General features: G+C 71.4%; 10 protein-coding genes. 4 read left to right on the top strand and 6 right to left on the bottom strand.

Features of this window, described 5'->3' with window-relative positions; genetic code table 11:
* Positions 1 to 129: 129 nt before the first annotated feature.
* The 4 genes from RKD20_RS39775 to RKD20_RS39760 all read left to right on the top strand — a co-directional run bounded on the left by RKD20_RS39775 (position 130) and on the right by RKD20_RS39760 (position 4,429).
* Entirely contained in the window at positions 130 to 1,173 is a 1,044-nt protein-coding gene (locus RKD20_RS39775; protein ID WP_424881926.1) for an NAD-dependent epimerase/dehydratase family protein, read from the top strand.
* Between the two features lie 128 nt (positions 1,174 to 1,301).
* Positions 1,302 to 3,116 carry an NlpC/P60 family protein gene (locus RKD20_RS39770; RefSeq protein ID WP_424881925.1) on the top strand — a complete coding sequence of 605 codons (1,815 nt, stop codon included), beginning with the start codon at positions 1,302 to 1,304 and terminating at the stop codon, positions 3,114 to 3,116.
* Between the two features lie 47 nt (positions 3,117 to 3,163).
* Positions 3,164 to 3,415, top strand: coding sequence for a hypothetical protein (locus RKD20_RS39765; RefSeq protein WP_424883429.1), 252 nt, complete (start codon positions 3,164 to 3,166; stop codon positions 3,413 to 3,415).
* 243 nt (positions 3,416 to 3,658) lie between these two features.
* Positions 3,659 to 4,429 carry a response regulator transcription factor gene (locus tag RKD20_RS39760; RefSeq protein ID WP_424881924.1) on the top strand — a complete coding sequence of 257 codons (771 nt, stop codon included), beginning with the start codon at positions 3,659 to 3,661 and terminating at the stop codon, positions 4,427 to 4,429.
* Here RKD20_RS39760 and RKD20_RS39755 read toward each other — a convergent pair.
* The 6 genes from RKD20_RS39755 to RKD20_RS39730 form a co-directional block, all read right to left on the bottom strand.
* Positions 4,404 to 5,879, bottom strand: coding sequence for an MFS transporter (locus RKD20_RS39755; protein WP_424881923.1), 1,476 nt, complete (start codon positions 5,877 to 5,879; stop codon positions 4,404 to 4,406). The genes RKD20_RS39760 and RKD20_RS39755 overlap by 26 nt on opposite strands.
* Before the next feature lie 107 nt (positions 5,880 to 5,986).
* Positions 5,987 to 7,432 carry an alpha-amylase gene (locus RKD20_RS39750; RefSeq protein WP_424881922.1) on the bottom strand — a complete coding sequence of 482 codons (1,446 nt, stop codon included), beginning with the start codon at positions 7,430 to 7,432 and terminating at the stop codon, positions 5,987 to 5,989.
* A 65-nt stretch (positions 7,433 to 7,497) separates the two neighbouring features.
* On the bottom strand, positions 7,498 to 10,875 hold the full coding sequence (locus RKD20_RS39745) for a pyruvate carboxylase (protein ID WP_424881921.1): 3,378 nt from the start codon (positions 10,873 to 10,875) through the stop codon (positions 7,498 to 7,500).
* Between the two features lie 141 nt (positions 10,876 to 11,016).
* On the bottom strand, positions 11,017 to 11,805 hold the full coding sequence (locus RKD20_RS39740) for a DUF427 domain-containing protein (protein WP_424881920.1): 789 nt from the start codon (positions 11,803 to 11,805) through the stop codon (positions 11,017 to 11,019).
* Between the two features lie 48 nt (positions 11,806 to 11,853).
* Entirely contained in the window at positions 11,854 to 13,050 is a 1,197-nt protein-coding gene (locus RKD20_RS39735) for a cysteine desulfurase-like protein (RefSeq protein WP_424881919.1), read from the bottom strand.
* A 42-nt stretch (positions 13,051 to 13,092) separates the two neighbouring features.
* Complete coding sequence (locus RKD20_RS39730) at positions 13,093 to 13,461, bottom strand: MerR family transcriptional regulator (RefSeq protein ID WP_424881918.1); 369 nt, start codon at positions 13,459 to 13,461, stop codon at positions 13,093 to 13,095.
* Positions 13,462 to 13,559: the final 98 nt, after the last annotated feature.

Here is a 13,559-nt window from a genome sequence, read left to right as displayed (position 1 = left end):
CCCCCGTGAGACAGGACGCCCGGTGAACCTGGGCGCCCTGTCTTCTTCGCGGCCGTCCGTGCCGGATGACCCTCCCGCCGAAGATCCGCCGGTGCTTCAATGTCACCCCCTGGGTGGAGGAGCGAGGGCATGGGCAGAGTCCTGGTGACCGGTGGCAGCGGTTTCGTCGGCAGCCATCTGGTACGGCGGCTGCTGGAGCGGGGTTATGAGGTGCACGCCACCGTGCGCAGTCTCACGAACCCGGCGAAGGTGCGCCCGCTGCGGGACATGCAGGGCCAGTTCCCCGGCCGGCTCACCCTGTTCGAGGCGGACCTCCTCAAGGAGGGCTCCTTCGACGAGGCCATGGCGGGCTGCCGCGTGGTCTTCCATGTGGCCTCGCCGTTCTTCATGCCGGAGAAGATCAAGGACGGCCAGAAGGACATGGTCGACCCGGCCCTGACCGGCACCCGCAACGTCCTGGCCGGCATCGAGCGCACGCCGACGGTGGAGCGGCTGGTGTTCACCTCCACGGTCGGTGCGATCTTCGGCGACTACTCCGACGTGCGGGACATGGCCGGGCAGGTCCTGTCCGAGAAGTACTTCAACACCAGCAGCACGGTGGAGAACAACCCGTACCACTACGCCAAGACGGTCGCCGAACGCGCCGCCTGGCACGCGGAGTCCGCTCAGGACCGCTGGCGCATGGTGTCCGTCAACCCCGGCCTGATCCTGGGCCCTTCGCTCGCGCCCGCCTCCGAGTCCGGCAGCCTCTTCCTCCTGGAGGAGCTGTTCAGGGGGTACTTCTTCTACGGCGCACCGGACTTCAGCTTCACCACGGTCGACGTCCGTGACGTGGCCGACGCGCACATCGCGGCGGCGGAGAAGCCCGACGCGAAGGGGCGTTACATCCTGGCCGCGGAGACGATGACGTCGTTCCACGAGATGTCCCGCGTCATCCGCACCCGGTACCCCCGCGGCCTGCGCATCCCGCGCACCGCGCTCCCCCACTGGCCGGTGCGCGTGCTGGGCCCCGCCTTCGGGCTCACCCAGGACTACATCCGCAAGCACCTCGGCATCCGCTTCCGCGTGGACAACAGCCGCAGCGTGAACGAACTGGGCCTCGTCTACCGCCCGGTCGAGGAGACGGTCCTCGACCACTACGAGGCATGGCTCGCTCAGCAGGGCAGACGCTGATCCGCACCGCGGGCAGGGGCCCGTACGCGACGAAGGTCACAGGTACATCTCACACTTTTCACACTTCAATCTTCACGTGAGCCTCACAAGTTGGCTAAGTTGACGGCGAGCAGCACGACGGAAGGGGCATGACTTTCATGGCGCCGGATCGAACTTCGCGCAATGGAGGGTTCAGCCTCCCGGCCAAGCGCAACTCCGCCCTCGCCACGGCCGCCATGGCCTCCGCGGCCCTCCTCTCGCAGACCGGGAACGCCGCGGCCGACGAGGGGCCGAGCCATGACGAGGTGAGCCGACGGGTCACCAACCTCTACGACCGGGCCGAGACCGACTCCGGCACCTACAACGCCACGCGCGCGGCCGGAACGGCGTCGAGCACCCGTGGCCGCACCTCTTCGTCGACCGGCGGTGGGAGCAGGGCGAGCGGCGATCCCGCCCTCGACGACATCGCCCGGCAGTGGTACGGCATGGCCCGCGCGAAGATCGGGCCCACGGTCGAGGCGGTCCTGCCCTCCGACCGCGTCGCCGCCCGCCGCGCCGAGCCACGGCGCCAGCGGCCCGCGGACGCCCCCACGGCACGCGAACCGAAGCCGGCCGCCGAGCGGCCCCAGCTGACCGCCGGACCGATGCTCGCCCTGCCCAGCGCACCGGAGCCAACCCCGGCCGCCCTCCCCGCCGCGCAGGCCCAGACGCCCTCATGGGCCTCGGAAGCGGCCCCGCAGGACCTCACCGGCACCGGCGGGATCCCCACCGTGCGTGCCGCGCAACCGGCCACGGGGGTCCCGGAGTACGCGCCGCAGCTCCTGCCCGTGGTGCCCGAGTACAACCCGCAATCCCCCGGCACCGCGATCCCCACGTACAGCACGCCATCCGACACCGGCCTCCCGGACTACACCGCGTCCACGACCACCGGCTTCCCCGAGTACAGCGCGCAGGCCGGTGCCGGAGCCCCGGAGTACGCCCCCCAGCTCCTCACCGGTGCTCCCGAGTTGGCGCCGCAGCTCCCCACCGGTGTGCCTGAGTACGCACCACAACCCGGCACCGCGATACCGACGTACAGCCCGCAAGCCGACGCCGGCCTCCCGGACTACACCGCGCACACCACCACCGGCATCCCCGAGTACACCTCGCGACCCGGCACGGGATTCCCCGACCACACCGGGCAACTCGGCACCGTCCTGCCCGAGTACACCGCGCAGACCACCACCGGCTTCGGGGACTACAGCGGTCAACTCGGCACCGGGCTACCGGAGTACGCCGCGCCGGCCGCCACAGGGTTCCCCGAGTACTCCGCACAGAACACCGCAGCCTTCCCGGAGTACGCCGCGCAACCGACCGCGGGCCAACCCGAGTACTCCGCCCTGACCGCCCCCCTCGCGACAATCGCACCCCCGCCGGTCGAGACGGCCCGAACCGCCCCGACCGCCCCGGCCTCGACGCAGGGCATTTCTGCCATCCCGGCCCCCCGCACTCCCGACCAGGCCTGGCAGACGCCCCAGCCGGCGCCGGCCCCCGCCGCACCCTTGACCCTGGCCCCCGCTCTCCCCGTCACCGATCCCGAACTCCCCACCCCCGACCCCGGTTACGACTCGAAGGTCATCCAGGTTCTCGCCTTCGCCCGTTCCCAGATCGGCAAGCCGTGTGTCTGGGGCGCTGCGGGCCCCGGGTCGTACGACAACTCCGGCCTCACGCAGGCCGCCTGGAAGGTCGCGGGCGTCTCGCTCCCCCGCACCTGCGTCGGTCAGGCGAGCACCGGCACGGCGGTTCCGCTGTACGCGATGCAACCCGGTGACCTCGTCTTCTTCCACGACGACTTCAGCCACGTGGGCCTGTGCACCGGCAACGGCATGATGATCCACGCGCCGGGTCCGGGAGCGTCCATCCGCGAGGAGTCGATCTACCCGACCGGTGAGTCGATCATCCGAGGCGCGATACGACCCGCCTGACCCGCCTCCCGCCCGGGCGCCGGACAGCGCCATGACGTGCCACTGAGATACCGGGTGCGGCGGCGGCCGTCGGGCTCGACGACCGGCCGGTGACCGTTCTGTCCGGGCAGGCCGTCGGGACCGGCAACCGGGGGGACGCCTGGGCCCGCCAGGTGGAGGACGGCGTCGAGCGGCCGGCCGCCACCGTGACGGCCGCCGAGGCCGGGGAGCTTGTGCTGAGGATCTTCATGGTCGATCCGGCGGTCGCCGTGGACCAGATCGTGATCGACACGAGCGGACTGCCCGCCACCCGGTGCTGAACCCGGCGCCCGGGTCCGGAGGCGCCGGATCAGTAGGGCCACGGCTTCGTGCGGGCCGCCGGTCCCCCGTGCCGGCGGCCCGCACGCGTCGCGGCCGGCGCTGCCGTCCCGCGGGGAGACAGGCGTGTCCGACGGGCCGCCCTCCCCCCACTGCGGCCCGCCGGAGCTTCAATGTGCTGGAGTACATGCGAGAACGTCGATGTTGCTCGGATGAAGTGTGGGTCAGCGAGGTACTGGGCCGGTATGGGTACAACTGCGTATGAGCGGATGCTGTCGGTCGCCGTGGCCGCGCTCCACGAACGCGCCCCCGAGCGGCTGTGGCCCCTGCTCGCGGCCGAACTGCCGGTGCTGTGCGGGGGCGACGCCCTGATCTACAAGCTGGACGACTGGAACGAGCACGAGGGCACGCTGGGGCTGTCCCCCGGAGCCGACGCGGAGTTCACCTCGCTCGGCGACGAGGAGGCGGGACTGCTGCGCGCGGGCTACCCGTTGGCCGCGCATTACGCGGGCAGAACGGACCGGACGCCGGTCACGGCCCGCCGGGTGGCCGGCCGTTCCTGGTCGGGGAGCCCGACCGCGCGGCTGCTCGACGACCTGCTCGACGTCGACCACGTGCTGGGGATTCCCCTGCCGCAGTCGACCACCCCGATCACCGGGTGCCTGGTGTACCGCTCCGGGCGGGACTTCACCGCCGACGAGCTGCGTCTGGCCGAGCAGTTGCAACCGCTGCTGGCCGCCGTCGAACAGCAACGGCAACTCCTGCGGAGGCTCAACGCCCCGTCCGAGGAGGCGGCCGACCTGGCGCTCACGCCCCGGGAGACGACCGTGCTGCTCCTGCTCGGTGACGCCCTGACCGCTGTGTCGATAGGCCGCAGACTCGGGATATCCGAGCGGACGGTCCACAAGCACATCGCGAACATCTACCGGAAGCTCGGCACGCACGACCGCGTCAGCACGGTGCTGCACGCCCAGCGGCTCGGCCTGGTCCCTACGGCATCGGCGGCCCGCCCTTGAGGCGTTCCAGGTCTGAGGGGCGGACCTGGATGACCACGACGGCGATCAGCGCGGCGAGCAGCGCGAAGATCGCGGCCACGACGAAGGCGGCCGAGACACCGGCGGTCAGGACCTCGTCGCCCCAGGAACCCGGGAGCACACCGGTGCGGGCGAACAGCCGGCGCGCCACCGGGGTGGCCTGGGCGAGGAAGAGGGGCACCTGCTTCTCCGCCTCGTTGGTGCTGGCCGTGCCGAACATGGTGACCAGGATGGACAGGCCGAGCGAACCGCCCACCTGCTGCGTGGCGTTGAGGAGCCCGGAGGCCGCGCCGGTCTCCGGGGTGGGCACGTTGGAGAGCGCCATCAGGGTCAGCGACACGAACTCCATGCCCATGCCCAGGCCGAACACGAGCATCGGCCCGAGGACACTGCCCGCGTAGGTGGAGTGCACGTCGGTCAGGGTCAGCCAGGCCAGCCCCGCCGCCGCGAGGATCGCGCCGCCCACCATGAAGGGCTTGGGCCCGTAGACCGGCAGGAACCGCGAGGCGAGGCCGGCGCCGACCGCGATGACCACGCTGACCGGCAGGAACGCGAACCCGGTCGCCAGCGGGCTGAAGTTCAGGACGTTCTGCGTGAAGAGGGTCAGGAAGAAGAACATCCCGAAGATCGCGGCCGCGAGACACAGCATGATGCCGTACGTGCCCGCGCGGTTGCGGTCGGCGAACATGTGCAGCGGGGTGATGGGCTGCCGGGACCGCTTCTCGATCAGCACGAACACCACGAGCAGGACGACCGCGGCGGCGAACGAGGCCAGCGTGAACGCGTCCCGCCAGCCTTCCTGGGCGGCCCGGATGAAGCCGTACACCAGCAGCACCATGCCCGCGGTGGCGGTCAGCGCGCCGGCGATGTCGAAGTTGCCGGGATGTCGCTCGGACTCGCGGATCCAGCGGGGCGTGGCGAGGGCGATGAGCAGTCCGATGGGGACGTTGACGAACAGCACCCACCGCCAGTTCAACCACTCGACGAGGACTCCGCCGGCCAGCAGCCCGATCGCGCCGCCGCCCGCCGAGACCGCGGCGAAGACGCCGAAGGCCCGGTTGCGATCGGGGCCTTCGCGGAAGGTCGTACTGACCAGGGAGAGAGCGGTCGGGGACGCGATGGCACCGCCGACGCCCTGGAGGGCACGGGCGGCGAGGAGTTGGCCCTCGTTCTGGGCGAGCCCGCCGAGCAGCGAGGCGAGCACGAACAGCAGCACTCCGCAGACGAACATACGGCGTCTGCCGAGGATGTCGCCGGTCCTGCCGCCGAGCAGCAGGAGCCCGCCGAAGGTGAGGGTGTACGCGTTGACCACCCAGGCCAGGCTGGTGGTGGAGAAGTCCAGGGAACGCTGGATGTCCGGGAGCGCGATGTTCACGATGGTGATGTCGAGCACCACCATGAGCTGGCAGGACGCGAGAACCAGCAGGGCCATGGCGTTTCCGCCCCCGCCGGAGTCCGGTGGGGTGGTCCGTGGTGCAGAACTCGCCTGCGGGTCGGTGCTCATAATCTCCGTTCGACCGTACGCCCGAGCCCTGGCCCTCACCACTTGAGGACGTGGCACCTCCATGCCTCCAGGGACACGAACAGACCGGAGTCGGTCAGTTCGTCTCCGTCACGGTCGTACACCTCCCCGGTGAGCAGGTCGGTCGCACGGCACGCGTGGCCCCTGAGGTCGTCCCACGGCAGCGGCAGCCTCGCCCGGGCGGGGCGGTCCGAGTCGTTCACGACGATCAGGTGGCGGGCCTCGGCGTGTGTCCAGGTCCAGGCGAGAAGGTGGTGATGGGTGGGGTCGTCCGGCAGGCCCGTCGGGGTCAGCGGCCGCCACTCCCCCCGGCGTACGGAGGCGGCGGCGGGGAGCAGGCGCGCGTAGAAGTCGCGCAGCGGCTCGTCGACCGGCTCCTGGGGACGGCGCGTCAGGAACACGGGCGGACGCACCCGCCGCCCCTCGAACTGGCCCTCGTGCCAGAGCGTGGCGCCGGGCAGCGTCGCGACGGCCACCGCAGCCGCCCGTCCCCGGTCGCCGGGCAGGGTGGCGGCGGCCCGCGGTTCGTCGTGGTTCTCCAGGAAGCGGACGAGACCGCGCTGGTGGGAGGGGTCGGCGGCCAGGTGGGCGCGCACGGAGCCGGCGTCCTCGTGCAGCAGGCGGTCGTGGAGGCGCTTGTCGTAGCAGTGGTCGAAGCCCTGCTGCTGGAGGGGCTGTTCGCGGTCCCAGTAGGCCTCGGCGACGAAGAGGAGGTCGGGGTGGCGGGCTCTGACGCGCGGGATGACGTACGGCCAGAAGTCCTCGGCGGGGGCCGGGCCCGCCCGGTCTCCCCAGGTCCTTTTGAAGATGTCGTTCATCAGCAGCATGGCCATGTCGCAGCGCACGCCGTCGGCCTGGTCGCCGATCGACACGAGGGTCGCGACGGTCGCCTCCCGGAGTGCGTCGCTGAAGGCGTTCAGCTGCACGACGTCGGGCCAGGGCGGGAAGTACGGGTCGCGGCCGCGGGCGTAGATCCCGGCTCCGGCCTGGAGGAAGTCGGCCGGGGCGCGGGCCAGGTCGTCGGCGCTGCCCTGGACGAGCCGGTCGGGGTGCGAGGCGAGCCAGGGGTGGTCGGGGGCCACGTGGTTGGGCACGTGGTCGAGGATCAACCGCACTCCGCGCGCGGCCAGTTGGGCCCGGGCGGCGGCCAGTCCGTCCGGGCCGCCGAGACGGGCGTCGACGACGTAGTCGCGTACGCAGTACGGCGATCCTGCGATGTCCGCCCCCGTGACGTCGGGCAGCGTTTCGCGGAAGGAGGCCACGAGCCCGGGGTCGCGCAGGGCGATCTCCCGGCCGGCCGGGCTGCGTTCCCACACACCCATCAGCCACACGGTGTCGATACCGGGGAGCGCGACGGAGTCCCAGACCTCGCCGGGCACGTCGCCGAGGGTGACGGGACGGCCGTGGTGGTGACTCAACTCGCCCAGCCAGACAAGGGTGTTGATCTCGTACAGCACTGTCATGACAAGGGCTCCTCCCGGCCACGGTTCGCCCACGGGGGAGCCCCCGCGGGCGACCGCGTTCCGGCTCAGGCGATCTCGACCAGCAGGTCACCGCCCTCCACCTGCTGGATCTTGTTGATGGCGAGGCGGGAGACCCGGCCGGCCTTCGCGGCGGTGATCGAGGCCTCCATCTTCATGGCCTCGATGGTGGCGACGGTGGCTCCGGCCGCCACCTCGTCGCCCTCGGAGACCGCGAGTGTGACCACTCCGGCGAACGGTGCGGCGACATGGCCGGTGTTGGAGCGGTCGGCCTTCTCCGTGGCCGGGATGTCGGAGGAGACGGCGGCATCGCGGATCTGGATGGGCCGCAGCTGGCCGTTGAGCGTGGACATCACCGTGCGCATGCCCCGCTCGTCGGCCTCGCCGATCGCCTCCAGCGCGATGAGGAGCCGGACGCCGGGTTCCAGGTCGACGGCGTACTCCTTGCCCGGACGCAGACCGTAGAAGAAGTCCTTGCTGTCCAGGACGCTGGTGTCGCCGTAGGACTGGCGGTGCGTCTCGAACTCGCGGGTCGGGGCGGGGAACAGGAGCCGGTTGAGGGTCGAGCGGCGGTCCTTCTCCAGGCCCTCGCGGTCCTCGGCGTTCAGTTCCTGGACGGGCTTGGCGTCGGCGCGGCCCTGCAACGCCTTGCTGCGGAAGGGCTCGGGCCAGCCGCCGGGCGGGGTGCCGAGCTCGCCGCGCAGGAAGCCGATCACGGAGTCGGGGATGTCGAAGCGGTCCGGGGTCTCCTCGAACTCCTTCGGCGTCACGCCGGCTCCGACGAGGTGGAGGGCGAGGTCGCCGACCACCTTCGAGGAAGGGGTGACCTTGACCAGGTGGCCGAGGATCCGGTCGGCGGCCGCGTACATCGCCTCGATGTCCTCGAAGCGGTCGCCGAGACCGAGCGCCACGGCCTGGGTGCGCAGGTTGGAAAGCTGGCCGCCGGGGATCTCGTGGTCGTAGACACGGCCGGTCGGGGAGGCGAGGCCCGCCTCGAAGGGGGCGTACACCCGGCGGACGCTCTCCCAGTACGGCTCCAGGTCGCCGACGGCCCGCAGGTCAAGGCCGGTCGGCCGGTCCGAGTGGTCGGTCGCGGCGACGATCGCGGAGAGGGAGGGCTGCGAGGTGGTACCGGCCATGGACGCCACGGCACCGTCCACGGCGTCGGCGCCCGCCTGGATCGCGGCCAGGTAGGTGGCGAGCTGGCCACCCGCGGTGTCGTGGGTGTGGATGTGCACCGGCAGGTCGAACTCGCGGCGCAGCGCCGAGACGAGCTTGGCCGCGGCGGGGGCGCGCAGCAGGCCCGCCATGTCCTTCACGGCCAGGACGTGGGCGCCAGCGTCCACGATCTGCTCGGCGAGGCGCAGGTAGTAGTCGAGCGTGTACAGGCGCTCGTTCGGGTCGGAGAGGTCCGAGGTGTAGCACAAGGCCACCTCGGCGATCGACGTGCCGGTGGCGCGTACGGCCTCGATGGCGGGGCGCATCTGGCTGACGTCGTTGAGGGCGTCGAAGATGCGGAAGATGTCGATGCCGGTCTCGGCGGCCTCCTGCACGAAGGCGTCGGTGACCTCGGTCGGGTACGGGGTGTAGCCGACGGTGTTGCGGCCGCGCAGCAGCATCTGCAGGCAGATGTTGGGGACTGCCTCGCGCAGGGCGGCAAGGCGTTCCCAGGGGTCCTCGGCGAGGAAGCGCAGGGCGACGTCGTAGGTCGCGCCGCCCCAGCACTCCAGGGACAGCAGTTCGGGCAGGGTACGGGCGACGGCCGGGGCGACGGCGAGCATGTCCTTGGTGCGCACGCGCGTGGCCAGCAGCGACTGGTGGGCGTCGCGGAAGGTGGTGTCGGTGACGCCGATGGTCGGCGACTCGCGCAGCCAGCGGGCGAAGCCCTCGGGGCCGAGCTCGGTGAGCTTCTGCTTGGAGCCGGCGCGTGGCTCCGCCGCGGTGTCCACCCGGGGCAGCTTGGAGACGGGGTCGATCAGGTCGGGCCGCTCGCCGTGCGGCTTGTTGACCGTCACGTCGGCCAGATAGGTGAGCAACTTCGTGCCGCGGTCCGCGGAGTGACGGGCCGTCAGCAGATGGGGCCGCTGCTCGATGAACGACGTGGTGACGTTGCCCGCCTGGAAGTCCGGGTCGTCGAGGACGGCCTGGAGGAACGGGATGTTGGTGGCCACACCGCGGATGCGGAACTCGGCGACGGCACGCCGGGCCCGGTTGACCGCGGTGGTGAAGTCCCGGCCCCGGCAGGAGAGCTTGACCAGCATCGAGTCGAAGTGGGCGCTGATCTCCGTACCGGCGTGGGTGGTGCCGCCGTCGAGGCGGATGCCGGAGCCGCCGGGCGAGCGGTAGGCGCTGATGCGGCCGGTGTCCGGGCGGAAGCCGTTGGCGGGGTCCTCGGTGGTGATACGGCACTGGAGGGCCGCGCCGTGCAGCCGCACCGCCTCCTGGGAGAGCCCGAGGTCGGCGAGGGTGGCTCCGGCGGCGATGCGCAGCTGGGCCTGGACGAGGTCGACGTCGGTGACCTCCTCGGTGACCGTGTGCTCGACCTGGATGCGCGGGTTCATCTCGATGAAGACGTGGTTGCCGTCGCGGTCGAGGAGGAACTCGACGGTGCCCGCGTTGCGGTAGCCGATCTCGCGAGCGAAGCGGACGGCGTCGGCGCAGATCCGGTCGCGCAGCTCGGGGTCGAGGTTGGGTGCAGGCGCGAGCTCGATCACCTTCTGGTGGCGGCGCTGCACCGAGCAGTCGCGTTCGTACAGATGGATGACGTTGCCCTGCCCGTCGGCGAGGATCTGCACCTCGATGTGGCGGGGCTCGACGACGGCCTTCTCCAGGAACACGGTCGAGTCGCCGAAGGCGGAGGCCGCCTCGCGCGCGGCCGCCTCGATGGACTCCCGCAGCTGGGCGGGGTCCTCGACCCGGCGCATACCGCGCCCGCCACCGCCCGCGACGGCCTTCACGAACACCGGGAAACCGACCTCGTCGGCGGCCCTGACCAGCTCGTCCACGTCGTCGGAGGGTGCCGAGGAGCCGAGCACCGGGACGCCCGCGGCGCGGGCCGCGGCGACCGCGCGGGCCTTGTTGCCGGTCAGTTCCAGGATGTCGGCGCTGGGGCCGACGAAGGTGATGCCCGCCTCCTCGCAGGCGCGCGCGAGCTCGGGGTTCTCCGAGAGGAAGCCGTAGCCGGGGTAGACGGCGTCGGCGCCGGCCTGGCGGGCGGCGCGGATGATCTCCTCGACGGAGAGATAGGCCCGCACGGGATGGCCCGGTTCGCCGATCTCGTAGGCCTCGTCGGCTTTGAGTCGGTGCAGTGAGTTGCGGTCCTCGTGGGGGAAGACGGCGACCGTCCTCGCGCCCACCTCATAACCCGCGCGAAACGCCCGGATCGCGATCTCACCACGGTTGGCGACCAGTACCTTGCGGAGCATTCCCGTTCCCTTCGGCCTGCCGTTGACGCCCCCATGGTCTCGGCAAAGACCGCCTCTGGCCATGAGAGTCAGGTCACGTGTCGCGGACGGTTTGGGGATGATCCGCGCAGGTACGGCGGCGAGGACGGCCCGCGGCCCCGGTCACTTCACCGTGCCGGTGAAGGGGGTCACCGGCCGCTCCAGGCGCTTACCGTCCACCGTGATGTCGACGGCCTCGTTGAAGAAGGCGAGCAGCCCCTTGACGGCACCCACGGCGGGGAGCGGGTCGGGATAGCTCCAGACGATGTTCGCGTGGCCGCCCACCGACCAGTACGCGGCGGTGCCCTTGTAGGGGCAGCCTGTGTGGTGGTCGGTGGCGTCGAGGAGGTCGAGGCGGACGTCCTCGCGCGGGATGTAGTACCGCGTGGGCAGCCCGGTCTCGAAGAGCAGGACGGGACGGCGGGTGTCGGCGACGACGGTCCCGTCGATCTCGACCTGGACATGGCGGCCGCTGGGCATGGCGTCGACGCGTTTGTGCGGGTCACGGGGGTGGACGAAGATCTCTTCCTCCTCCTCGTACCAGTGGTCGAGGCCGGTCCCCCAGCGCCGGAACCACGCGAACGCAATGTGGTCGGCGAGGTCGGCGGCCGGGAAGGTCCAGGCGGCGTTCTCGACGAGCTCGCCGTCGACCTCCAGGTCGTAGAAGACCTGTGATCCGGTGTGGGTGCCGGTCGCCGGGTTCTTCGCGGGGCGCAGCAGGTCCTCGCGGACGTCGGCGCGCGGGAAGGCGTACAGCGGTACCGGCACGTCGGGCTCCCAGACGAGGACGGGGTGCCGGCTGTCGACGACCGTGACGTCCCCCTTGCGGCCGCGCACCCAGCGCTCGCTGGGCTCCCACAGCAGGCCTTCCGGGGTGGTCCGTACGTCTCGTGCGGTGGGGAACGTGGTCATGAACGGCTCTCCCTTCACCTCTTCGCGAAGTTCGCCACTTCGGGAAGTTCACCTCTTCAGGAAGTCTGTCAGTCCCGTCAGGAGACGGTCGACGTCCTCCAGGTCGTTGTAAGGGGCGAGACCGACGCGCAGGCCGCCGGTGTCGCCGAGGCCGAGGTGGCGGGAGGCCTCGATGGCGTAGAAGGAGCCGGCCGGGGCCTGCACGCCGCGCTCGGCCAGGAACGCGTACGCGTCGGCCGTGCTGTGGTTCTCGAAGGTGAGCAGGACCGTCGGGGTGCGGTCGACGGCCCGGGAGTGGACCGTGACACCGTCGAGCGCGGCCAGCCCCTCGTCGATCCGGGTGCGCAGGACGTGTTCGTGGGCTTCGAGGGCGGCGAACCCGGCGGCCAGCCGCTCCCGTCTGCTGCCGGTGGCGTCCGCGTCCAGCCGCTCGGCGAGGAAGTCGACGGCCGCCGCCGTGCCGGCGAGGAACTCGTAGGGCAGCGTGCCCAGTTCGAAGCGCTCCGGGACGGCGTCGGTGGAGGGCAGGAGCTTGTCCGGACGCAGGGTCTCCAGCAACACCGGGCGGGCGGCGAGGACTCCGTGGTGCGGGCCGAGGAACTTGTAGGGGGAGCACACGAAGAAGTCCGCGCCGAGCGTCTCCAGGTCCACGAGGGAGTGGGCCGCGTGGTGGACGCCGTCCACGTACACGAGTGCGCCGAACTCGTGGGCCGCCCGGACGATCGCGGGGATGTCGGGGCGCGTGCCGATCAGGTTGGAGGCGGCCGTGACGGCGACGAGCCGGGTGCGCTCCGACAGCACGGACCGGATCGCGTCGACCGTCAACTCCCCTGTCTCCGGGTCGAATTCGGCCCACCGCACGGTGGCGCCCGACTGGACCCAGGGGCGGATGTTGGCGTCGTGGTCGAGGCGGGTGACGACCACCTCGTCGCCGGACGCCCACGTTTTGGCGAGCGTGCGCGAGAATTCGTAGGTGAGCTGGGTGGCGCTGCGGCCGAAGACGATGCCCGCCGGGTCCGCCCCCAGCAGGTCGGCCATGGCCCGGCGGGCCCCGGTGACGATCCGCTCCGCGTTGCGCTCCCCCAGCGTGATCCATCCCCGGTTCGACAGGGGCTGCGCCAGGGCGTCGGCGATGGCCCGGACGACCGGCTCGGGGGTCTGGGTGCCGCCGGGGCCGTCGAAGTGGGCGGTGCCGGCGGCGAGGGCGGGGAAGTGGGAGCGGAGGGCGGCGATGTCGTACGTCACGTGCGGCTCCTTGGTCCGGCCTGTTGCGGTGATCTCAGACTTTCACGCCGTCCGGAGCGTCTCCCGGTGAGCCCGGTTCACGGCCATCAGTGCGTCGAGGGAGTCCCGGGTGCGGATCAGGTCCGCGATGTGCGCGGAGAGCCGGTCGCGCTCCTCGGCCATCCGCACGAGCGCGGCGTCGGAGGTCTCCTCGCTCGGTGACTCGACGCAGGGCAGGAGCTCGGCGATCGTACGGCTGGACAGTCCGGCCGCGTACATCCGCTGGAGGAACACCACACGCTCGACCGCGCTCTCCGTGTAGTGCCGCTGCCCGCTCCCGCTGCGCGTGCTGGTGAGCAGACCCTGCTCCTCGTAGTAGCGCAGGGCCCGGACGCTGACCCCGGCCCGTGCCGACAACTCCCCGATGCGCACGTGTTCCTCCCTGACGGACTTGACCCTCACGTCGACGTCAGGTTTTAGCGTAACCGCGTGCCCGGGACACGGGTACGACGGATCACGAAGGAGATGTG

The organism is Streptomyces sp. SLBN-8D4, assembly GCF_049739545.1.
Lineage (GTDB): Bacteria > Actinomycetota > Actinomycetes > Streptomycetales > Streptomycetaceae > Streptomyces > Streptomyces canus_C.
The sequence above is the reverse complement of the archived record's forward strand: the minus strand, read 5'-3'. Positions and strand labels throughout refer to the sequence as shown.